The sequence below is a fragment of the Streptomyces sp. NPDC005435 genome, from assembly GCF_040703155.1.
Taxonomy (GTDB): Bacteria; Actinomycetota; Actinomycetes; order Streptomycetales; family Streptomycetaceae; genus Streptomyces.
In genome coordinates this window covers 23,558-45,254 of record NZ_JBEXEQ010000026.1, presented here as the reverse complement: position 1 = coordinate 45,254, position 21,697 = coordinate 23,558, and the positions used below count along the sequence as shown (strand labels likewise).

Here is a 21,697-nt window from a genome sequence, read left to right as displayed (position 1 = left end):
CGCCGGACTTCACCGTCCCGCCCGCGACCCCGCCGTCCCTCACCGCGACTCCCCCACGCGCCCGGCGTCACCACGCAGCCGGTCGGCGAGGCGGCCGAGCGCCGTGTACTGCTCGCCCAGCGCCGAAGTCCCCTCCCCCACCGAGTCCTTGAAGTAGAAGCCCAGCTCCCCCAGTGGACCCGACAGTCCCGCCTGCCGGGCCCGCAGCAGCAGCCGGGCCAGGTCGAGCACCAGCGGAGCCGCCAGCGCCGAGTCGCAGCCCTGCCAGGTGGTCTGGAGGACCATGCGGGTGCCGAGGAAGCCGTCGAAGGCGATGTGGTCCCAGGCGGTCTTCCAGTCGCCGAGGGCGGGCACGTCGTCGATGTGCACCTGGCCCTCGACCGGTGTGCCGAGGGTGTCGGTGAGGACGCGTTCCTTGCCCGCGTTCTTGGCGGCGGCCGCGGCCGGGTCGGCCAGGGCGGCGCCGTCGCCGCCGCCGAGCAGGTTGGTGCCGGACCAGGCGCGTACCGCGAGGGCGCGTTGCGCGAACATCGGCCCGAGCACCGAGCGCAGCAGGGTCTGGCCGGTCTTGCCGTCCCGGCCCGCGTACGGCAGGCCGCTCTGCGCCGCGGCCGCCGCCAGTGCCGGGTGGTGGAGGCCGGTGGAGGGGGTGAAGTTGACGTAGGGGCAGCCCGCGCGGAGGGCGGCGGCCGCGTAGAGCGAGCTGGGCGGGAGGGTGTCGCCGTGGGCGGCGGGTTCGGTGGAGGCGACGTTGACGACGACGGTCCCGGCGGGGGCGCGGCGGGCGGTGAAGTCGTGGATGTCGGCGGCGAAGGCGTCGATCAGCTGCTCCTCGTCGCGGTCGTCGTCCGGGAGCGGGCCGCCGGGCACGATCTCGCGGTCGGCGGCGGTGAGTTCGGCGGCGACGGCTGCGGGCAGGCCGGGTGGCAGGACGCCGCCGACCGCGAGTTGCTCGGCCCGTTTGGGCAGCGGACAGTCCAGTGTGTCGTGGCCGCCGAAGACGAGGGAGGACAGTTCGGGCAGGTCGCAGCCGGTGAACAGGGCGGTCTCGGTGACCATGCCGGTGGGCGGGTGCAGCCCCGCGGTCAGCGCGGCGCAGCCCGCGACGACGGTGGTCGCCACGGAGCCTCGGGCGCCGATGAGCCACACTCCGGCGGGACCTCGGGAAGGGGACGCGGACATGGTCGGCCTCCATTTCGGACGCGCGGGCGCACGGGCGCTCGTGCGGCGGTGCGGGGACGGCGGTGCGGGTGCGGGGGCAGCGGGCGGGTGTGGGGACGGCGGGCGGGAGTGGGGACGGCGGGCGGGAGTACGGCGTCTCCCGCCCGCCGCCGGTCAGCGGCCCTTCGCGGGCAGTTCCTTGATCCGGACGTCGCGGAACGACACCTGGTCGCCCTCCCCGTGGTTCTGGAGGCCGATGTGTCCGTCCCGCAGGCTGCGGGCCGGGTCGGTGTTGGTGAAGTCGTTGACCGGTACGCCGTTGAGCCGGACCCGCAGGCGTTCGCCCTGGACGCGGATCTCGTAGGTGTTCCACTCCCCCGGCGGGTTCAGCGCGCGGTCCCGGGCCGCCAGGTCGGCCGACTGGAAGCCGTACACGGCCCCGGTGGTCTTCTCCGGGACGTCGGTGGCGTCGATCTGGATCTCGTAGCCGTTGTCGACGGCGGACCAGGGGTCGTCCGAGGGCGGGAAGCCCACGAACACACCGGAGTTGCCGTCGCCGGTGACCTTCCAGTCGAGTTTCAGGGAGTACGAGGTGAGGCCGGAGGCGGCGTACCAGAGCAGCCCCATGCCGCCGGTCGAGGTGAGCGTGCCGTCGTCGGCCAGGGTGAAGGAGCCGGGCCCGGCCTGCCGCCAGTTCTCCAGGGAGGCGGCGGTGCCGTCGAAGAGCGGGTGGTAGCCGTTCTCGGGGCGGCAGTCGGCCTGTGCGGCGCCGGTCGCCCACTTCAGGCCGCCCAGCAGGTGGGCGCGGAAGGCGGGGTCGGCGTAGGACTCCTTGGTGTGGCCGCCGCCCGTGTAGAAGGAGCGGCCGCCCTGGTACTCCTGGCACCAGGCGATGGGATGGTCGCCGTTCATGGTGCCGCCGGAGTACGTGGACTCGTCGAGCGAGGCCAGGACGTGGGCGCGCTCGCGCGGGTCGGAGCGGTAGTTGTACCACTCATCGGTGCGCTCCCATCGGCCGGGCAGGGCGGCGGTCGCGGGGTGGGCGTGGTCCTCGACCACGACGGTGGCCGGCTGGATCGCCGGGTGCGACTGGAAGTACGCCCCGGCGAGACCGCCGTAGAACGGCCAGTCGTACTCGGTGTCGGCGGCCGCGTGGACGCCCACATAGCCGCCGCCCTGGCGGATGTAGCCCTCGAAGGCCCGTTGCTGGGCGGGGTTCAGCACGTCGCCGGTGGTGGAGAGGAACACCACGGCGTCGTAGCGGCGCAGATTGCGGGCGGTGAAGGCGGCCGCGTCCTCGGTGGCGTCGACCGTGAAGCCGCCGGTGTCGCCGAGCTGCCGTACGGCCGCGATGCCGTCGGGGATGGAGTCGTGGCGGAATCCGGCGGTCTTGGAGAAGACCAGGACGCGTCCGCTGTCCGAGGGGCGCGCGGCGGCGGGGCCGGTGACGCACCCCAGCAGCAGCGCGGCTCCCACGGCCGCGGTGGTGAGCAGACGTGTGGCGCGCATCCGTGTGCTGCGCATCCGTGTGGTGGGAAGACATGTGGTGGGAAGACATGTGGTGGGAAGACATGTGGTGGGAAGACATGTGGTGCGCAGATATGTGGTGCGCATGGAGGTGCCCTCCGCTCAGCCGGTGGTGAAGGTGAAGTCGTCCACGTCGAAGAGGGCTCCGGAGCCGCCCTTGAAGACCAGGTAGAGCGTGGTCGTGGCCTTCGGCGCGCGGGACAGGCCGGCGCTCACGTCCTGGAAGGTCTCCCAGCCGCCGGTCACCGGCACGGTGGCCTTGCCGAGCAGGGTGCCTCCCGCCGAGCCGGCGCGGACTTCGAGCGTGCCCCCGGTGCCGCTGGAGGAGATCCGCGCGGTGATCTTCTTGGCGTTGCCCAGCGCGTAGGGCGTGAAGGAGATCCAGTCGCCGTTGTGGATGTCGCCGACCGTCTTGCCGCCGTGGGCGGTGTCCTTGGACTGGAGGGTGACGCCCGAGGAGTCGCTGAAGTGCTCGGCCTGGCGGTGGCGGGGCTGGGCGACGTTCTGGTCGTGGGAGGTGAGCGCGGCCTGGCCGCCGCCTCCGTTGTCGGTGTACTCGGCGTCGAACACGCCGAAGATGTTCTCGTCCTCGTCGTGGCCGCCGTCGGCGCTGGTCTGGATGGTGCCGGTGCAGCCCTGGGCGGAGGTCAGCGGGTGGCCGTGGGTGTCGTGGCCGAGGATGAAGTGGACGGTCACCTTGGAGCAGTCGATCTTCCTGCCGTCCTCGGGGTCGGTGACCTTCACCGTGAACGGCACGGCGTCACCGAAGCTGAACAGCTGCCCGTCCTGCGGCAGTTGGAGCGTCACGGTGGGCGCGGTGTTGCCGACGACGATCCGTACGGCGGCGCTCCCGGTGCGGCCGGAGGGGTCCTCGGCGGTCAGGGTCGCGGTGTAGGTGCCGTTCTTGCGGTACGTGTGCGTGGGGTTGGCGGCGGTCGAGCTGCTGCCGTCGCCGAAGTCCCAGTGGTGGGTGAGGGTGTCGCCGTCCTGGTCGGTGGTGCCGGCCGAGGAGAAGCGGACCTTCAGCGCGGCCTGTCCCGAGGTCTTGTCGGCGGCCGCCTTGGCGACGGGCGAGTGGCCGTCGGTGGCGTTCTCGATGCGGTACAGGGCCGAGTTCTCGTCGCCGCCGAACCAGGCGGTGCCGTAGTCCAGCACGTACAGCGCGCCGTCGGGGCCGAAGGCCATGTCCATCACCTGGGTGCCGGTCCAGGGGAAGGCGTTGATCGACTTCACGGCTCCGTCGGCGCCGGTGTCGATGCGCTTGATCCAGCGGCGGCCGAACTCACCGGCGAAGAAGTTCCCGTCGTACGCCTCGGGGAACTTCACGGGCGAGTCGAGCGTGGCGTCGTAGTGGTAGACGGGGCCGCCCATCGGGGACTCGGAGCCGTCGCCGAACTCCGGTACGGACGCGCCGTCGTACGGAATCCAGGCGGGCTGCGCCGGGGGCAGGTCGGTCAGGCCCGTGTTGTGGGGGGAGTTGTTCTTCGGGGCCGCGCAGTCGAAGGCGGCGCCGGAGGTCTTCGTGGCGAAGTCGTAGTCCACGTAGGCGTCGTTCTTGCCGGTGCAGTACGGCCAGCCGAAGTTGCCGGGGCCGGTCACGCGGGCGAACTCGACCTGGCCGCCGGGGCCTCGGGCGGGGTCGGCGGCGCCGGCGTCGGGTCCGTAGTCGCCGACGTAGAGGATGCCGGTCGGCTTGTCGACGCTGAAGCGGAACGGGTTGCGGAAGCCCATGGCGTAGATCTCGGGGCGGGTCTTCGCGGTGCCGGGGGCGAAGAGGTTGCCCTCGGGGATCGCGTAGGAGCCGTCGTCCTTCACCTTGACGCGCAGGATCTTGCCGCGCAGGTCGTTGGTGTTGCCGGCGGTGCGCTGGGCGTCGAACGCCGGGTTGCGGCCGTCGCGTTCGTCGATGGGGCTGTAGCCGTCGGACTGGAAGGGGTTGGAGTCGTCGCCGGTCGACAGGTAGAGGTTGCCGTCCTGGTCGAAGTCGATGTCCCCGCCGACGTGGCAGCAGATGCCGCGCGAGGTCGGCACGTCGAGGATCTTCTTCTCGCTGGCGGCATCAAGGGTGCCGTCGGTCTTCAGGACGAAGCGGGAGAGCCGGTTGACGCCGTCGAAGGGGGCGAAGTCGGCGGCGGTGCCGGTCTCGGGGGCGTCGCCCGCCGGGGTGTCCAGCGGGGGCGCGTAGTAGAGGTAGACGAACCGGTTGTCGGTGAAGTGCGGGTCCACACCGACGCCTTGGAGCCCTTCCTCGTCGTGGGAGTACACGGCGAGCTTGCCCGCGCTGCGGGTGGTGCCGGTGGCGTCGGTGAGGCGGAGTTCGCCGTCGCGGGAGGTGTGCAGGACCGAGCGGTCGGGCAGGACGGCGAGGCTCATGGGCTCGCCGACCTCCGCGGCGCCCTGGGCGAGGGCGACCTGCTGGAAGTCCTCGGCGGCTGCCGTGCCGCCCCGGTCGGCGGGGGCGGCGACGGCGGCGCCGGGTGCGGTGAGGGCGGGGGCGGCGCCGATGAGCAGCGCGGCGCCGAACAGGGCGAGGGCGGTACGCAGCCGTGGTGGCCGGGTGGGGGTACCGGTGGGGCGGTCGTTCCCGTGCACGTGTGCCTCCAGATGGGGCCGGTCGTACGGGCGGGTGCGGGTGCGCCGGGATGCGCCGTCATCCCGGTGGGGGGTGGGGAGTTGGTGGGGTCAGTTGCCGAAGGCCGCGTCGAACGAGGCGGTCGGCGGGTCGAAGTCGTACGCCTTGAGGCGGGCCAGGGCCTCGGGGGCGCCCTGGAGCCGGTCCATGCCGGCGTCCTCCCACTCGACCGAGATCGGACCCTGGTAGTCGATGGAGCGCAGCATGCGGAAGACGTCCTCCCAGGGCACGTCGCCGTGTCCGGCGGAGACGAAGTCCCAGCCGCGGCGTGGGTCGCCCCAGGGCAGATGGGAGCCGAGGCGCCCGTTGCGGCCGTCGAGGCGCTTGCGGGCCTCCTTGCAGTCGACGTGGTAGATCCGGTCGCGGAAGTCCCACAGGAAGCCGACGGGGTCGAGGTCCTGCCACACGAAGTGGGAGGGGTCGAAGTTGAGGCCGAAGGCGGGCCGGTGGTCAACGGCGGCCAGGGCGCGCTGGGTTGTCCAGTAGTCGTAGGCGATCTCGCTGGGGTGGACCTCGTGGGCGAAGCGCACGCCCTCCGCGTCGAACACGTCGAGGATCGGGTTCCAGCGCTCGGCGAAGTCGTCGTAGCCGCGCTCGATCATCGTCTCGGAGGCGGGCGGGAACATGGCGACGAGGTGCCAGATGGCCGAGCCGGTGAAGCCGATCACGGTGTCGACGCCGAAGGCCGCGGCGGCGCGGGCGGTGTCCGCGATCTCGGCGGCGGCCCGCCTCCGTACGCCCTCGGCGTCGCCGTCGCCCCAGATGCGGGCGGGCAGGATGGCCTGGTGCCGTTCATCGATGATGGCGTCGCAAACGGCCTGTCCGACCAGGTGGTTGGAGATCGCCCAGCACTTCAGGCCGTACTTGTCCAGGAGTTGGTGGCGCGACGCGATGTACGACGGATCGGCGAGCGCCTTGTCGACCTCGAAGTGGTCGCCCCAGCAGGCGAGTTCGAGTCCGTCGTAGCCGAAGTCGCGGGCGAGTCGGCAGACCTCCTCCAGCGGGAGGTCGGCCCACTGGCCGGTGAACAGGGTGAAGGTGCGGGGCATGGCGGGGCCCTCCTCAGACCGCGATCGGGGTGTAGACGGAGTTCTTCGCCGCGCTCTCCTCGACGGCGGCGAGCACGCGCTGCACCTGGAGTCCGTCCGCGAAGGACGGCTCCGGCCTGCGGCCCTCGGCGATGGCGTGCACGAGGTCGCGGGCCTGGTGGACGAAGGTGTGCTCGTAGCCGAGGCCATGACCCGGCGGCCACCAGGCGTCCAGGTAGGGGTGGTCGGGCTCGGTGACGAGGATGCGGCGGAAACCCCCGTGCGTGGCCCCCTCGGTGGCGTCGTGGTAGTGCAGCTCGTTGAGCCGCTCCAGGTCGAAGGCCAACGAGCCCCGCTCGCCGTTGAGTTCGAGGCGCAGCGCGTTCTTGCGGCCGGTGGCGTAGCGGGTGGCCTCGAAGGAGGCGAGGGCGCCGGAGGGGAAGCGGGCGGTGAACACGGCGGCGTCGTCCACGGTGACCTGGCCGGTGCCCGCGCCGGTGACCGCGGCCAGGCCGCCGGCGGGCGCGCCCGGCAGGGGCCGCTGCCGTACGAAGGTCTCGGTCAGGGCGGAGACCCCGGAGAGCGTCTCGCCCGCCAGATACTGGGCGACGTCGACGATGTGTGCGCCCAGATCGCCGAGCGCGCCCGAGCCCGCCGCCTCCTTGCGCAGCCGCCAGGTCAGCGGGAACTCCGGGTCCACCAGCCAGTCCTGGAGGTACGCCACCCGGACGTGCCGCAGGGTGCCGAGCCGCCCCTCGGTGATCATGCGCCGGGCGAGGGCGACGGCGGGGACGCGGCGGTAGTTGAAGCCGACCATCGCCAACTTGCCTTGCCGGTAGGCCTCTTCGGCCGCGCGGGCCATCGCCTCGGCCTCCTCCACGGTGTTCGCGAGGGGCTTCTCGCACAGCACGTGCTTGCCCGCGGCGAGGGCGGCGAGAGCGATCTCGGCGTGGCTGTCGCCCGGGGTGCAGATGTCGACCAGGTCGACGTCGTCGCGGGCGATCAGGGCACGCCAGTCGGTCTCGGTGGCGGCCCAGCCGTGCCGGTCGGCGGCGGCGCGGGCGGCGGTGCCGTCGCGGCCGCAGAGCACCGACAGCACCGGGCGCAGGGGCAGGTCGAAGACGCGGCCCGCGGTGCGCCAGCCCTGGGAGTGGGCGGCGCCCATGAAGGCGTAGCCGACCATGCCGACGCGCAGCGGCGGTTTGCCGGCGGCCGGGCGGACCACCTCCCCGGCCGGACGGGCCTCCTCCCTGGCGGGGCGGCCCTCCTCCCCGGCCGGGTGGCTCTCCGGGTCCGTGCCCCCCTCCGGCCCCTCCGGCCCCTCCGGCCCCTCCGGCCCGTCCGGGCCGGCGGCCTGCGCCCCTGCTGACTGCTGCGGCTGTGCCATGCGGTGGGTCCTCTCCTCGTCCTCGTGCGGGGTGGTGCCGTGCGGGTGCGGCGAGGGCCCCGTCACCGGAAGCCGGTGGACATGTACCGGCCGACGTTGTCCTTGTCGACGACGGCCGAGTAGAGGGTGAGGGAGGCGGGGATCTCGAACTCGGCGAGGCCGCCGACGCCCTTGTTCTGGCCGAGGGCGCGGGCGAGGTCGATCGCGGAGGCGGCCATCGTCGGCGGGTAGAGGACGGTCGCCTTGAGCACGCTGTCGTCCCGCTCGATCGCCTGGAACGCGGCGAGCGCGCCGGCGCCGCCGACCATCAGGAAGTCGTCGCGTCCGGCCTGCTCGATGGCGCGCAGCGCGCCCACGCCCTGGTCGTCGTCGTGGTTCCACAGGGCGTCGAACTTCGACTGCGCCTGGAGGAGTTGGGCCATCTTGGCCTGCCCGGACTCGACGGTGAAGTCGGCGGCCTGGCGGGCGACCTTCTTGATGTTCGGGTAGTTCTCGAGCGCGTCGTCGAAGCCCTTGGTGCGCTGCCGGGTCAGCTCCAGGTTGTCGAGTCCGGCCAGCTCGACGACGCGGGCGTTCGCCTTGCCCTTGAGCTTCTCGCCGATGTAGTGCCCGGCGTTGAGGCCCATGCCGTAGTTGTCGCCGCCGATCCAGCAGCGGTACGCCTGGGGGCTGTTGAAGACGCGGTCGAGGTTGACGACCGGGATGCCCGCGCGCATCGCCTTCAGGCCGACCTGGGTGAGGGCCTTGCCGTCGGCGGGCAGCACCACCAGGACGTCGACCTTCTTGTTGATCAGGGTCTCGATCTGGCCGATTTGCGCGGCGGTGTCGTTGGAGCCCTCGGTGATCTCCAGGGTGACGTCCGCGTACTTCTTCGCGCGCCGCTTGGCGTTGTCGTTGATGGCGTTGAGCCAGCCGTGGTCGGCCTGCGGGCCCGCGAAGCCGATGGTGACGCGCTTGCCGGGCTTGTCGTCGGCGACCGGCTGGTCGTCCGCGCCGGCCTTGTCGTCCTTGGACTCGTTGCTCGTACACCCGGCGAGCACGACGCCCGCGGAGACGGCGGCGCTCCCGAACAGCAGTCCTCTGCGACTGGGGAGGTGCGACATGGCGGTGAACCTTTCCTCGGGGCTCGGGGGGCTCGGGTCGGGTCTCGGAGTTCTGCTCCCGGGCCTGCTCAGGCAGCGGTCGCGAACGCGCTCAGGCCGAGTTCGCGGTCCGGCGCTGCACCAGCACGGCGGCGACGATGATCGCGCCCTTGGCGATCTGCTGGACGTCGGTCTGGAGGTTGTTCAGGGCGAAGATGTCGGTGATCGTGGTGAAGATCAGGACGCCGAGCACGGAGCCGGTGATGGTGCCGCGCCCCCCGGTGAGCAGCGTGCCGCCGATGATCGCGGCGGCGATGGCGTCCAGCTCGTAGAGGTTGCCGTTGGTGTTCTGGCCGGAGCCGGACAGGATGATCAGCAGGAAGGCGGCGATCCCGCAGCACAGCCCGGACAGCAGATAGAGGTAGAGGCGCTGGCGGCGTACGTCGATGCCGGCGAGCCGGGCGGCCTCGGCGTTGCCGCCGACGGCGACGGTGCGGCGGCCGAAGGTGGTGCGGTTGAGCACCAGCCAGCCGATGACGGTGACGACGGCGAAGACCAGGACCAGCGGCGGGATGCCGAGGACGTAGGCGTCGCGCTCGCCGAGGCTCAGGACGGAGTCGACGCTGACGATCTGCGTGCGCCCGCCGGTGATCTGCAGGGCCAGTCCGCGTGCCGAGGCCAGCATGGCGAGTGTGGCGATGAACGGGACCAGGCCGCCGTAGGCGACGAGCAGGCCGTTGACCAGACCGCAGCCCACGCCGACGATCACCGCGGTGAAGAGGATGCCCGCGAACCCGAAGTCCTGGGTCGCCACCGTCGTCGCCCACACCGAGGCGAGCGCGACGATCGCGCCCACGGACAGATCGATGCCGCCGGAGGTGATGACGAAGGTCATGCCGACGGTGACGACACCGATCACGGAGGCCTGGGTGAGGACGAGTTGGAGGTTGCGGGTGTCGAGGAACTCGTCCGGCTTGGTGACGCCGCCGATGACGATCAGGACGGCGAGGACCCCGAGCAGGGAGAGGGTGCGGACGTCGGCGCGGCCCGCGAGCGCGCGCCAGGCGGGGGGCGGGGTGTCCGCGGGCACCTTGCCGGTGCCGTACCGGGGCGGGGAGGCGGGCTGCGTCATGAGGCCGGGCTTCCTTCCATGACGAGGTCGAGGACGCGGTGTTCGTCGAGTTCGCGGGCGGGCGCCCTGTGGACGACGCGGCCCTCGCGCAGCACCAGGACGCGGTCGGCGAGGCCGAGCACCTCGGGGACCTCGCTGGAGACCAGCAGCACGGCGAGGCCTTCGTCGGCGAGTCGGCGCACCACGGCGTACAGCTCGGCGCGGGCGCCGACGTCGACGCCCCGGGTCGGCTCGTCGAGCAGCAGAACCCGGCAGCCGCGCAGCAGCCAGCGGGCGAGGACGGCCTTCTGCTGGTTGCCGCCGGAGAGGGTGCGCACGGGGACGGCGGGGTTGTCGGGGCGCAGGGAGAGTTCGCGGGTCGCGGCGCGCGCGGCGTTCCGCTCGGCGCCCCGGTCGATCCAGCCTCCGCGCGCGAACCGGGAGAGGGAGGACAGCGAGACGTTGCGGGTGACGGACTCCAGCATGAGCAGGGCCTGCGCCTTGCGTTCCTCGGGGGCGAGGCCGATGCCGGCGCGCACGGCCGCGCGTACGCTGCCGGGGCGCACCGGGCTGCCGCCGACCAGGACCTGTCCGGTGTCGGGCCTGCGGGCGCCGTAGACGGTCTCCAGGATCTCGGAGCGGCCGGAGCCGACGAGCCCGGCTATCCCGACGATCTCACCGGGCCGCACCTCCAGGTCGAACGCCTCGAACTCACCGCTGCGGGCGAGCCCCCGGACCTCCAACACCGGCTCTGCGGAGGGGAGTTCGGCAGGACGGTCGGGGAAGACGTATTCGACGTCCCGGCCCGTCATCAGGGTGACGACCTCGCGCGTCGGGGTCGTCTTCGCGGGCAGCCCGCGTGCCACGGCCCGGCCGTCCTTCAGCACGGTCACGCGGTCCCCGATGCGCCGGATCTCGTCCAGGCGGTGCGAGATGTGGACGACGGCGACGCCCTCAGCGGTGAGTCCGGCGACCACGCGGAAGAGGTTGTCGACCTCGTCGGGGTCGAGCGCGGCGGACGGTTCGTCCATCACGATGAGCCGTACGTCGTGGGACAACGCCCGCGCCATGGACACGATCTGCTGCTGGGCGGCGGACAACTCCCCCACCAGACGCCCCGGTTCGATCTCGGGGTGTCCCAGCCGGCTGAGCAGCGCGGCGGTGTTCGCGCGTGCGGTGCGGCCCCGGACGACGAACCCGGCGGTGGTGGGCTCATGACCCAGGTGGACGTTCTCGGCGACCGACAGGTGTTCCACCAGGTCGAGTTCCTGGTAGATCGTGGCGATGCCGAGGCGCATGGCGGCCATCGGCGAGCGGAGGACGACCGGGTCGCCGCGCCAGCGGATGACGCCGGTGTCGGGCTGGTGGGCACCGGCCAGGACCTTGATGAGCGTGGACTTCCCGGCGCCGTTCTGGCCGAGCAGGCAGTGCACCTCGCCCTCGCGCACGTCGAGATCGACGCCGTCGAGCGCCCGGACTCCGGGGAACGCCTTGGTGATGCCGGTCATGCTGAGCAGGGGTGGTTCCGATGCCATGTGGGTTCCCCTCGGCGGGCGTGCGGGCCTGTTTCAGGGCGGTGCGCCGACGGGTCGGGCGGACCGGGGCGGAGCGGAGCGGTGCGGGGTGGCACGGGTCGTACGGGCGGTACGGGCTGTGGCAGTGCGCGTGGCGCTTACGCGGTACGAGGCGTGGTGGCCCGTACGCGGCCTGGCGGGCGGTGCTTGTCGTCGCGCTGTTCCTGTGGGCCGTCCGGCGGATCGGTGCCGGACGGCGCGGTCACGCCGGGGAGAACAGGTGGTCGCTGATGAGGCGGGCCGCGCCGATGACGCCGGCGTTCTGGCCCAACTCACCCAGCACGATGGGCAGGTTGCCGGTCGCGAGCGGCAGCGACTGGCGGTAGACCTGGGTGCGGATGGCGGCGAGCAGGGTGTGGCCGAGGCCGGTCACCCCGCCGCCGATCACCACGAGAGCGGGGTTGAAGAAGCTGACCAGGCCCGCGATGACCTGGCCGGTGCGGGTGCCGCCCTCACGGATGAGGTCGAGCGAGACGGCGTCGCCGGCGGCGGCCGCGGCGGCGATGTCCACGGCGCTCAGGGTGCCGTGGGTCTCAAGACGGGAGGCGAGTTCCGCCGAGAGTCCCTGGGTGGCCGCCTCCATCGCGTCGCGGGCGAGCGCCGCTCCGCTGAAGTGGGCTTCCAGACAGCCCCGGTTGCCACAGGCGCAGGGCCGGCCGTCGGGCACGGCCTGGATGTGCCCGATGTCGCCCGCGCTGCCCGTGGCCCCCCGGTACACCTCGCCGCCGACGACGATGCCGCAGCCGATGCCGGTACCGATCTTGACGCAGAGGAAGTCGCCGACCGAGCGGGCGACGCCGGCCTGCTGCTCGCCCATCGCCATCAGGTTGACGTCGTTGTCGACCATGACAGGGCAGCCGAGCTCCTGGCTGAGCGCCTCCCGCACGGGGAAGCCGTCCCAGCCGGGCATGATCGGCGGGGCGACGGGCACCCCTTCCGGGAAGCGGACGGGCCCCGGGACGCCGATGCCGGCACCGTCGAACCCCTCCGCCAGTCCGGAGGACCTCAGCTTCGCCGCCATGGCGAGGACGTGCTCGAAGACCACGACCGGGCCCTCGCGTACGTCCAGGGGCTGGTTGAGGTGGCCCAGCACCTCCAGTTCGGCGTTGGTGACGGCGACGTCGACCGAGGTCGCGCCGATGTCGATGCCGAGGAAGCGCAGGCTCGGGGCGAGGCGCAGATTGTGGGAACGGCGTCCACCGCGCGAGGCGGCGAGTCCGTCGGCCACGATCAGCCCCGTCTGCAGGAGGCGGTCCGCCTCCACGGCGAGCTTGGACCGCGACAGCTCGACCTGATCGCCCAGCTGCGCACGCGAGTGGGGCCCCTGGTCGCGCAACAGGCGCAGCAGCCTGGCCTGGTGGGCGTTGGCGGGTCGTGCCGTCATGCGTCTCACGAGTCCCTCCCGCCTCGAAGTGGCCGTCCGTCGCGTTCTTTCGGGTGGGAACGTAGCAGCGGCTGCCCGGACTGGGAAGAAGTAGCGCGGGAATTCGTACCCACTTTCCCCACTCACAGGACAAAGCCGCGTGCGGACGTCAGTGGCCGTGGTGCGCGGCGGTGTGGTGTCCCGTGTGGCCCGGCACCGTCCCGTCGGGCTTCGCCACCAGGAACAGCCCGGCCATCCCCATGTCGGAGTGGCTCTGTACGTGGCAGTGGTACATCCACGCGCCCGCACCCACGTGTTCGCCCGCTATGACCTGGAAGCCGAACGAGTCCGCCGGGCCGGTGATCTTGTTGTCGACGACACGGCTGGGGTCGTCGGGGCCGGTCAGCAGGCCGGTGCGGTTGTCGGCCCAGCGGTGACCGTGCATGTGGAAGGTGTGGTAGTACTCGCCGTGCGTGATCATGATGATTTCGACGCGGTCGCCCACCGTGGCCTCGAAGTCGGGGGTCTCGCCGCCGGTCCTGTTGTTGATCGTCATGTCGTTGAAGACGATCGTGAACTGTTTGTCCGGCAGGATGTCGCCCTTCCTGCGCACGACCACCGGACCGTACAGGCCCTTGCGGATGCCGCCCGTTCCGTGGTCGGTGCCCACGACGTGGTCGTGGTAGTGCCAGTAACCGGCGCTGCCCGCCTGCCAGGTGCCGTCCTTGCGCCGCCCGGGTGCGTGGGTGCGCCAGGTGTAGGTGCGGGTCCCGCCGGGTTCGACGTGGCTGCCCGTCATCCGGGTGCCGTCGTTGGCGATGTCGTAGTCCACGCCGTGGATGTGGAGGCTGGCGTCGGCGTCGGTGGTGTTCTCGAACTCGATGTGCAGGGTGTCGCCCTCGACCAGCTCGATGAGCGGGCCCGGCACGGTGGCCTTGCCCTTCTCCAGGCCGTATCCGAGCTGTCCGCCCGGCAGTTTCTCGGCGTAGAGCTTGAGGTGGCGCACCTGGCCGCCGGCCGGGGCGGTGGGCGGGGAGGTCTCCGCAGGCGCGGCGGAGGGGGCGGAGGCCACCGACAACGTTGCCGTACCGGCGGCGGCGACCACGCCACCGGCCAGCATCCGTCGCCCGAAAGTCCTTCTGTCCAGAGCCATACCGGTCTCTCCAGTGTCGTGAGGAGACGAGCGAGAAGCGGGAGTGCCCGTGGGGACGGCGGCCACGGTAGAGCCGTACCCCTCGTTTATCCACACCCAGGACAAAGTTGGTGAGATTCCGTCCGTTGGTATTGGCGGGTCGTTGAAAGGCGTCTAGCTTCTGGCGCTGTTGCTGAGACCACGGAGGGTGGGTGACCCATGCAGAGCGCACCACATCACCGGTCGAGATCCCGGCGCGTGAGCGCCGCGGCGCTGATGGCCGGGGCGCTGGCGGCATCCCTGCTGAGCGGGGGCACGGCCGCCACGGCCCGGCCGTTACCGGAGCCGAAGGCGTCGGCGCTGCCCTCGCCGCCGGGTGGCAAGAACGTCAAAGTCCTCGTCTTCCACGCCTCGGCCACCGAGGAGTCGCCGACCGTGGACGCGGGCATCGAGGCCATCGAGTCCATCGGCCTGACCGGCCCCGCCGAACAGCGCTTCAAGACCGTGGCCACGGACGACGCCTCGGTCTTCACCAACGACAAGCGGCTGGGCACCTTCAACGCCGTGGTCTTCCTGACCGGGAGCGGTGACGTCCTCGACCCCGAGCAGGAGGCCGGCCTTGAGGCCTACCTCAACGCGGGCGGCGGCTTCCTCGGCATCCATGACGCGGCCCGGACGGAGCCGTACTCCGACTGGTTCACCGGCCTGATCGGCGCCCGTCCCGCGAGCGCGAACCCGGCCGCCGTCCAGCGTGCCGTCGTCGAGGTCCCCGACCGGAGTCATCCGGCCACGAAGGATCTGCCGCTGGAGTGGAAGCGGCCCGACAAGTGGATCAACTGGGCGAGCAACCCGACCGGCAAGGTGCACACCGTCGCCAAGGTCCGGGAAGCCAGCTACCAGCCGGGGTCCGGCGCCAACGGCGTGGACCACCCGGTCTCCTGGTGCCGGGACTACGCCGGCGGCCGCTCCTTCTACACCGCGATGGGCGGCACGGTCGAGTCGTTCGCGGAGACCGACTTCCGCGACCATCTGCGGGGCGCGCTGCTGTGGACCACCCGGCTCTCGCGCGCCGACTGCAAGGCGACCATCGACGCCAACTACGCGGCGGTGCGCGTCACTCAGCCGAACCAGCCCGGCCAGCAGGACCAGATCGGCGAGCCGCACGGCATGGTCGTGGCGCCCGACGGACGGGTGCTGTACATCGGCCGGGGCGGCGGCGTGAACGGCGCACCGGTCGTCACCGACTGGAACAACCCCGACATCGGCAAGGGCGTCGGCCAGATCCACATCTACGACCCCGCGACGAAGAAGGTGACGCTCGCGGGCGCCCTGACCGTCTTCGGCAACAAGGGCGGCGGCGACGAACTGACCAAGGTCGAGGAGGGGTTGCTCGGCATCGAGCTGGACCCCGGCTTCGAGTCCAACGGCTGGGTGTACCTGCACTACACCCCGCACTCCGGCCTCGACCGCGACAAGCAGATCGCCGAACGCCGCGTCTCCCGCTTCACGTTGGACCGCGCCACGAACAAGCTGGACCTGTCCTCCGAGAAGGTCCTCCTCAAGTGGCCTGTCCAGGTGCACAGTTGCTGTCACGCGGGCGGCGGGATGGCCTGGGACTCCAAGGGCAACCTCTACATCGCGACCGGTGACAACAACTCCTCCGGTTTCAGCGACGGTTACTCCGGCAACAACCCGCAGCCCAACTACAAGGGTCTGTCCTTCGCGGACGCCCGCCGCACGGCCGGCAACACGCACAACCTCAACGGCAAGATCCTGCGCATCCACCCGGAGCCGGACGGCACGTACACCCTGCCCGAGGGCAACCTCTTCACCGGCAAGGAGCAGGACGAGGGCGGCGGCAAGACCCGGGGCGAGATCTATGTGATGGGTGTGCGCAACCCGGCGCGGATCTCCGTCGACAAGAAGACCGACATCCTCTACGCGGGCTGGGTCGGCCCCGACGCGGGCGCGCCGAGCACGACGTGGGGTCCGGCGAAGTACGACACGTTCGCCGCGATCACCAAGGCGGGCAACCACGGCTGGCCGTTCTGCATGGGCAACAAGCAGCCCTACCGCGACCGCAATCTGCCGGACCCGACCAAGCCGCTGGGCTGGTACGACTGCGACGCCCCGAAGAACGAGTCCCCGAACAACGACGGCCTGGTGAACCTCCCGCCCGTCACCGGCAACACCATCTGGTACTCCCCGCAGGGAGGCGCCCCCGACTTCCCGCGCAACTCCGCGGGCGTGCCCAGCTACAAGAACGAGGAGGCCACCTACCTCCTGCCGTGGCTCAAGGGCGGCGGCCAGGCCACCATGGACGGCCCGGTCTACCGCTACGACGCGGCGACGGCCGGCCCCGACGCGTGGCCGCAGTACTGGGACGGCAAGTGGTTCGTCGGCGACTTCTACGACGCGGACAATCCGCGCCACGCGGTGCTCACCGACCCGAAGACGGTCGGCAAGGGCGGCCTGCCGGTCACGGCGGAGTCGCTGAAGAAGATCATCCCTGTGGGTCAGGGCGGCATCCGCAACCTCATGGACTGGAAGTTCGCGCCGGACGGTTCGCTCTACGTCCTCGACTACGGCCGCGGCTTCTTCACCTCCGACTCCCAGTCGGCGCTGTGGCACGTGACGTACACCGGCGGCGCGGCCACCCCCGCCGCGAAGGATCTGGCCAGGAAGGCGGCACAGTGAGACATCGACCTCTCCGCCTGTACACCGCGCTGCTGGGCGCGCTGCTGCTGATGCTGGGGCTCACCTCGACGACGGCGTACGGACGTGACCGGGACCGCGACCGCGTGGCGGCTGCCCAGGTCCTCACCTGGACGGCGAGTTCCCGCACCGACCAGTACGCCAGCTTCCCGACGACGGCGGTGGCCGGCCCCACGACCCTCGTCTTCGAGAACAGCACGGCGACCGGCAACGACATCGGCATGCCGCACACGCTGACCTTCGACGTGTCGGACCCCGAGTACAACCACGACGTACCGGTCAACATCCTGGCCAATCCCGGCGACGACAGCGGCGGCAGGCACTCGGTCGAGGTGACGCTGACGCCCGGCCGCTACCGCTACTTCTGCGGCATCCCCGGCCACGGCCAGATGCAGGGCATCCTGACGGTGACCGAGCCCGGCGGCGAGGACACCACGGCGCCGACCGCCTCGGCGAACGTCGAGGGGCAGAAGAACGCCGACGGCGCCTACGTCGGCTCGGCCACGGTGACCGTGTCCGCCTCCGACGACGCCTCCGGGGTGAAGTCGATCGAGTACGCGGTCGGCACGGACGGCCCGTGGCAGGCATACACCGCGCCGGTCGTCGTCGACCAGGTCGGCACCCACACCCTGCGCTACCGGGCCACCGACCAGGCGGGCAACGTGGCCGCCGAGAAGACCGTGACCTTCAGCGTGGTCGCCCCGCCGACGGACGACACCACCGCCCCGGAGACCTCCGCGACGGTGAGCGGCGAGAAGGACGCGAACGGCGACTATCTGACGATGGCGACGGTCACGGTGACCGCCTCGGACACCGGTTCGGGCGTCGACACCATTGAGTACGCGCTCGGTTCGGACGGCGCCTGGCAGCCGTACACCGCACCGGTGATGGTGCACGCGGTGGGTACGCACACCGTGCGCTACCGGGCGACCGACAAGGCGGGCAACGCGGCGGCCGCGAAGTCCGTGACTTTCAAGGTCGTGGCGCCGCCCGCGCAGGACACGACCGCGCCGGAGACCTCGGCGACACTGAGCGGGACCAGGAACTCGAACGGCGCGTACGTCACGAGCGCCAAGGTGACGGTCAACGCCTCCGACTCCGCGTCCGGGGTGGCCCGTGTCGAGTACTCGCTCGACGGGGGCCCGTACCTGGAGTACTCGGCCGCCGTGACCGTGGACCGGCTCGGCTTCCACACGTTCGCCTACCGGGCGACGGACAAGGCGGGCAACACCTCCGCCGCCAAGAACGTCACCTTCACCGTCGCACAGGGCGGCGGTGTCCCGGCGCCCGCCTGTCCCGAGTACGACGAGCGGCTGACGGTCATCGTGGGCACGGTCGACTCGGGCGTGCCGAACCGGATGACCCGCAGCCGGTGCACGATCAACGAGCTGATCGAGGACGAGAAGGACTGGTCGTCGCAGGCGCTGTTCCTCAAGCACGTCGACGGCGTGCTCGACGGGCTCCTGGCGGACGGCGTCATCGACCAGCGCGAGTTCAACAAGATCACCAAGGCCGCCAAGCAGTCGAAGATCGGCAAGCCGGGTCAGACGACCGGGTACCGCGACCTGTTCGACGGCACGGAAGCGTCCCTGTCCAGGTGGGAGCAGGTCGGCGGCGGAAAGTTCGCGCTGACCGGCGACGGCGCGATCACCAGCAGCACGACCGTGCAGGGCATGGGCATGCTGTGGTTCCCGGAGCGCAAGTACGGCGACTTCTCGCTCAAGCTCCGCTTCCGCGACGACGCGCCGGGCACGGGCAACGCCAACGGCGGCGTCTTCATCCGCTTCCCCAACGTCCACAACCATCCGGAGGAGTCCCGGCCCGAGTGGGTCGCCATCAACTACGGCCACGAGATCCAGATCCTCGACAGCCCCACCGGCGACATGTACAAGACCGGTTCCGTCTACGGCTTCGACCGCGTGGGCCTGGGCAGCGCCGGCGTCACCCCGAAGGGCACCTGGAACGACTACGAGATCCGTGCCGAGGGCCAGCACTTCACGGTCCTGCGCAACGGCGTCGTCATCAACGAGTTCGACAACGTCGGCGGCCAGGTCTTCACCCCGCCGCGCGCGGGTGACCCGGGCACGGACGGCCGGCGCTACGCGACGGGCTACATCGGGCTCCAGGTGCACAGCACGTCGGACGTGATCTCCTACCGGGACATCCGGATCAAGGAGTTGTAGCAGGGCCGGTCGGAGGCCATCTCACGTGAGCCCTCACCGTTGGCGCGGTGGGGGCTCACCGCTGCCGCGCCGTACTACCGGACCGGCCCGCGCTCGTCGACGAACACAGGCGGCTCGGACAGGAAGACGTCCGGGTCGACGGGTCCATAGGCGATGTTGAACGTGTCGAGCCAGTAGGACCAGCCCCGCATGCCCATCGCGCTGCTGAACCGGTAGTTCAGCTGCCACCGCACCCACTGCCCGGGCAGCAACCGCACCGCCGGCGGCCTCCGGCGCCGGGGCGGCAGACCGAACATCGGGTCCACCCGCGCGAGCACCCGAAGCCGGTCGCCCTCGTTCCGCAGGCTGAGGCCGACCTCGCGCAGCGGCCTCTCCGCCGAACGCGGCTCGAACCCGTACCGCTCGGACAGATGCACGAAGTGGGCGACTCTGGACGGAAGTTCGGGCACGGCGAAGCCAACGGGCACCGCGTTCCTGAGGGCAGCGGCCTCCCCGCCCCGGGACTCCTTCGTCCAGGACACCTTGACCCACTGCACCGTGATCTCCACCGCACCTCCCCGGACCGGAATGCACAGACGTCATGACACTGGATCACTACGCTGCGGGGATGCTCTCATACGACGAGTTGACCGCGCCGGAACGTGAGGTGTGGGACGCGTTCCCCGAGGGACGCGACGTGGATCTGCGCACGGGCGTACCCGAGGACGACCGTGTCGCCGAGGGCGGACGGTGGGGTGCCGAGCGGACGGTCAGGGCCCCCGTGATCGTGGCGCTTCTCCAGGGCGCGAACACCACGCGGTCGAGCGCCGTCGCGTGTCTGAGACTCACGGGGGCGCGGATATCCGGGCAACTCAACCTGGCCGGCGCACAGATCGCTCATGCGTTCTGGCTGGAGGACTGCTGGTTCGAGGAGAGTGTGGACCTCTCCGGGGCGTCGGCCCAGTCGATCGCGATCGTGGGCAGCCGGGTGCCGGGGGTGGAGGCGGGCATGATCCGCGTCGAAGGACGTCTCGACCTCAGGCGTTCCCAGCTGGAGGGAGGCACGCCCTCACCCCTGCACAGCCGGGTCACCGCCGTGTCGCTCATCAACGCCCACGTGAGTGGCGCCGTGAACCTCAACGGCGCCCGGATCAGCTCGCCCGGGGAGTGGGCGCTGTCGGCGGGCGGACTCGTCGCGGAGGGCGGGGTGTACTGCCAGGACGGGTTCGTCACGCATGGTGAAGTCCGCCTGATGGGAGCGCAGTTGGCGGGCGGGCTGCACATGCGGGGCGCCCGCCTGGAACGCCCCGGCCGGCGCGGGGTGGCGCTGGCGCTGGACGGCGCCACGGCCTCGACGCTCGACTGCTCCGACGGCTTCCTCGCGAACGGGACCGTACGGCTGCGGGGTGCGCGGATCTCGGACAATCTGACCTTCGGGGGTGCCGTCCTGAACGGCCCGCGCTCCGGCCACGAGGTGCGCGACGGCCACGGGCCTTCCCTAACCGCCCCGTTGCTGCAGGCCGTCGACTTCGACCTCGGCCTCGCCCGGCCACCGTCCGGCCCCATGGATCTGCGGGGCGCGCAGGTGTCCTACCTCCATGACACCGCACACAGCTGGCCGGACGTGGTGGAGCTGGACGGCTTCGTCTACGGCTCCATCAGGACGGCCGAGGCGGGCCGCGACTCCGTGGCCCACCGCGTGGCCTGGATACGCCGCAGCCCGGGCTACAACCCGCAGCCCTACGAGCAGTTGGCGAGCTGGTACCGCAAGGCCGGCCACGACGACGAGGCCCGCCGCGTCCTCCTGGCCAGACAGCGTCACCGCAGAAACACCCTGGGGCTGCCCGCCCGGCTGTGGGGCCGCCTCCTCGACGTGACCGTCGGCTACGGCTACCGTCCCTGGCTGGCCGGCATCTGGCTCCTCCTGCTGACCCTCCTGGGCACCCTCTGCTTCGCCGCCCACTCCCCCCACCCCGCCCAGCAGGCCGAAGGCGCCCCCTTCAACCCCCTCGTCTACACCCTCGACCTCCTTGTCCCCATCGGCGGCCTGGGCCAGCGCACGGCCTGGTACTGGCCGAACCCCGGCCTCCAGTGGCTCGCCTACCTCCTGATCGCCTTCGGCTGGATCCTGACGACCGCCCTCATCGCGGGCGTCACCCGCACCCTGCAGAGGAACTAGGGGGTGTCTCTCCGATCTTCGTGGATCAGACCGCGGCGTCTGGTGCGGTGCCTCGGCGCGCGGTCGAGTCGCCCTCGTACTGGACGTACTTGGGCGATTCGGCCGTGCGGCGAGGTGCCGTGCCAGGCGGCGCGGGCCCGCGAAGATCGGGGAGACACCCCCTAGCGGCAGCGGACAGTCCCGACACGGGCCCGGACATCTCGGCGATCACGGCGTCCTTGTCCTTGATCCGTTCCGACAGGGTGAGTTCGGCCGCGGGGCTGCGGCCCTGGGTCAGGACCGTTTTGACGCCGTCGTGGGTGTTCGCCGCGTTCACGAGCCAGTCGACGCCGTTGACGGACGAACAGGGGCCGATTCAGGGACGTTCGAGATGTTGCCGCAGCGGAGGACGACATCGCCGTCTCCCCATACGGCCGTTCCCTTGATGTCGGAGTCGGTGCGCTCGCGACCGCCCAGTTTTCGCGGGGACTTGTTCACCAGGGTGGTGCACGCGGCGTTTTCACCGCCCGGGACCGCCGTCACGTTGTAGGAGCGCGAGGGCATCCCGCACGCCGTGAGGGTGGCGGCGCACACCGCGATCACGCCGGCCTGTAACAGACGGCGGCCAGAAGTCGGCTTCATGAGCAATCCCTTGTCGAGGTGGT

16 protein-coding genes are annotated in these 21,697 nt (G+C 71.4%); 3 read left to right on the top strand and 13 right to left on the bottom strand.

What is annotated here, in order from left to right; all coding sequences use genetic code 11:
* Window positions 1–39: 39 nt before the first annotated feature.
* The 10 genes from AB0898_RS27790 to AB0898_RS27745 all read right to left on the bottom strand — a co-directional run bounded on the left by AB0898_RS27790 (window position 40) and on the right by AB0898_RS27745 (window position 14,012).
* Window positions 40–1,182, bottom strand: coding sequence for an inositol-3-phosphate synthase (locus tag AB0898_RS27790; RefSeq protein WP_366805742.1), 1,143 nt, complete (start codon window positions 1,180–1,182; stop codon window positions 40–42).
* A 153-nt stretch (window positions 1,183–1,335) separates the two neighbouring features.
* On the bottom strand, window positions 1,336–2,670 hold the full coding sequence (locus tag AB0898_RS27785) for a ThuA domain-containing protein (protein ID WP_366805741.1): 1,335 nt from the start codon (window positions 2,668–2,670) through the stop codon (window positions 1,336–1,338).
* Between the two features lie 120 nt (window positions 2,671–2,790).
* Window positions 2,791–5,280 carry a PQQ-dependent sugar dehydrogenase gene (locus tag AB0898_RS27780; RefSeq protein WP_366805740.1) on the bottom strand — a complete coding sequence of 830 codons (2,490 nt, stop codon included), beginning with the start codon at window positions 5,278–5,280 and terminating at the stop codon, window positions 2,791–2,793.
* Window positions 5,281–5,370: 90 nt separating this feature from the next.
* The gene (locus AB0898_RS27775; protein WP_366805739.1) at window positions 5,371–6,369 is read right to left on the bottom strand and encodes a sugar phosphate isomerase/epimerase family protein; all 999 of its coding nucleotides are present in this window, start codon (window positions 6,367–6,369) and stop codon (window positions 5,371–5,373) included.
* A gap of 13 nt (window positions 6,370–6,382) precedes the next feature.
* Window positions 6,383–7,735 carry a Gfo/Idh/MocA family protein gene (locus AB0898_RS27770; RefSeq protein ID WP_407078420.1) on the bottom strand — a complete coding sequence of 451 codons (1,353 nt, stop codon included), beginning with the start codon at window positions 7,733–7,735 and terminating at the stop codon, window positions 6,383–6,385.
* 62 nt (window positions 7,736–7,797) lie between these two features.
* Window positions 7,798–8,838, bottom strand: a complete 1,041-nt coding sequence (locus AB0898_RS27765) for a substrate-binding domain-containing protein (protein WP_366805738.1) — start codon at window positions 8,836–8,838, stop codon at window positions 7,798–7,800.
* Window positions 8,839–8,929: 91 nt separating this feature from the next.
* Window positions 8,930–9,949 carry an ABC transporter permease gene (locus AB0898_RS27760; RefSeq protein ID WP_366805737.1) on the bottom strand — a complete coding sequence of 340 codons (1,020 nt, stop codon included), beginning with the start codon at window positions 9,947–9,949 and terminating at the stop codon, window positions 8,930–8,932.
* Window positions 9,946–11,463 (bottom strand): sugar ABC transporter ATP-binding protein, encoded by a 1,518-nt coding sequence (locus AB0898_RS27755; protein WP_366805736.1) that lies wholly within the window; start codon window positions 11,461–11,463, stop codon window positions 9,946–9,948. Before AB0898_RS27755 ends, AB0898_RS27760 begins: the two co-directional genes overlap by 4 nt.
* A gap of 241 nt (window positions 11,464–11,704) precedes the next feature.
* The gene (locus AB0898_RS27750; RefSeq protein WP_366805735.1) at window positions 11,705–12,886 is read right to left on the bottom strand and encodes an ROK family transcriptional regulator; all 1,182 of its coding nucleotides are present in this window, start codon (window positions 12,884–12,886) and stop codon (window positions 11,705–11,707) included.
* A 148-nt stretch (window positions 12,887–13,034) separates the two neighbouring features.
* Window positions 13,035–14,012: a multicopper oxidase domain-containing protein gene (locus tag AB0898_RS27745; RefSeq protein WP_366805788.1), complete on the bottom strand. Its 978-nt coding sequence runs from the start codon at window positions 14,010–14,012 to the stop codon at window positions 13,035–13,037.
* Window positions 14,013–14,216: 204 nt separating this feature from the next.
* Here AB0898_RS27745 and AB0898_RS27740 point away from each other — a divergent pair, with 204 nt between their 5' ends.
* Together AB0898_RS27740 and AB0898_RS27735 are read left to right on the top strand one after the other, a co-directional pair.
* Complete coding sequence (locus AB0898_RS27740; protein WP_366805734.1) at window positions 14,217–16,694, top strand: ThuA domain-containing protein; 2,478 nt, start codon at window positions 14,217–14,219, stop codon at window positions 16,692–16,694.
* 50 nt (window positions 16,695–16,744) lie between these two features.
* The gene (locus tag AB0898_RS27735; protein ID WP_366805787.1) at window positions 16,745–18,895 is read left to right on the top strand and encodes an OmpL47-type beta-barrel domain-containing protein; all 2,151 of its coding nucleotides are present in this window, start codon (window positions 16,745–16,747) and stop codon (window positions 18,893–18,895) included.
* A gap of 74 nt (window positions 18,896–18,969) precedes the next feature.
* Here AB0898_RS27735 and AB0898_RS27730 read toward each other — a convergent pair whose 3' ends face one another.
* Window positions 18,970–19,443, bottom strand: a complete 474-nt coding sequence (locus tag AB0898_RS27730) for a hypothetical protein (protein ID WP_366805733.1) — start codon at window positions 19,441–19,443, stop codon at window positions 18,970–18,972.
* 59 nt (window positions 19,444–19,502) lie between these two features.
* On the opposite strand from AB0898_RS27730, the gene AB0898_RS27725 reads away from it, so the two are divergent.
* Entirely contained in the window at window positions 19,503–21,053 is a 1,551-nt protein-coding gene (locus AB0898_RS27725; protein WP_366805732.1) for an oxidoreductase, read from the top strand.
* A 25-nt stretch (window positions 21,054–21,078) separates the two neighbouring features.
* Here the strand turns inward: AB0898_RS27725 and AB0898_RS27720 are convergent, their stop codons facing one another.
* A complete protein-coding gene (locus tag AB0898_RS27720; RefSeq protein WP_366805731.1) occupies window positions 21,079–21,369 on the bottom strand; it encodes a hypothetical protein in 291 nt (96 codons plus the stop codon).
* Window positions 21,366–21,674: a DUF3515 family protein gene (locus AB0898_RS27715; RefSeq protein ID WP_366805730.1), complete on the bottom strand. Its 309-nt coding sequence runs from the start codon at window positions 21,672–21,674 to the stop codon at window positions 21,366–21,368. Before AB0898_RS27715 ends, AB0898_RS27720 begins: the two co-directional genes overlap by 4 nt.
* Between the last annotated feature and the right edge of the window lie 23 nt (window positions 21,675–21,697).

Coding starts and splice junctions, on each gene's coding strand:
- AB0898_RS27790 (WP_366805742.1), bottom strand. CDS start 1,182: ATGTCCGCGTCCCCTTCCCGAGGTCCCGCCGGAGTGTGGCTCATCGGC.
- AB0898_RS27785 (WP_366805741.1), bottom strand. CDS start 2,670: ATGCGCGCCACACGTCTGCTCACCACCGCGGCCGTGGGAGCCGCGCTG.
- AB0898_RS27775 (WP_366805739.1), bottom strand. CDS start 6,369: ATGCCCCGCACCTTCACCCTGTTCACCGGCCAGTGGGCCGACCTCCCG.
- AB0898_RS27770 (WP_407078420.1), bottom strand. CDS start 7,735: ATGGCACAGCCGCAGCAGTCAGCAGGGGCGCAGGCCGCCGGCCCGGAC.
- AB0898_RS27765 (WP_366805738.1), bottom strand. CDS start 8,838: ATGTCGCACCTCCCCAGTCGCAGAGGACTGCTGTTCGGGAGCGCCGCC.
- AB0898_RS27760 (WP_366805737.1), bottom strand. CDS start 9,949: ATGACGCAGCCCGCCTCCCCGCCCCGGTACGGCACCGGCAAGGTGCCC.
- AB0898_RS27755 (WP_366805736.1), bottom strand. CDS start 11,463: ATGGCATCGGAACCACCCCTGCTCAGCATGACCGGCATCACCAAGGCG.
- AB0898_RS27750 (WP_366805735.1), bottom strand. CDS start 12,886: ATGACGGCACGACCCGCCAACGCCCACCAGGCCAGGCTGCTGCGCCTG.
- AB0898_RS27740 (WP_366805734.1), top strand. CDS start 14,217: ATGCAGAGCGCACCACATCACCGGTCGAGATCCCGGCGCGTGAGCGCC.
- AB0898_RS27735 (WP_366805787.1), top strand. CDS start 16,745: ATGCTGGGGCTCACCTCGACGACGGCGTACGGACGTGACCGGGACCGC.
- AB0898_RS27725 (WP_366805732.1), top strand. CDS start 19,503: ATGCTCTCATACGACGAGTTGACCGCGCCGGAACGTGAGGTGTGGGAC.
- AB0898_RS27715 (WP_366805730.1), bottom strand. CDS start 21,674: ATGAAGCCGACTTCTGGCCGCCGTCTGTTACAGGCCGGCGTGATCGCG.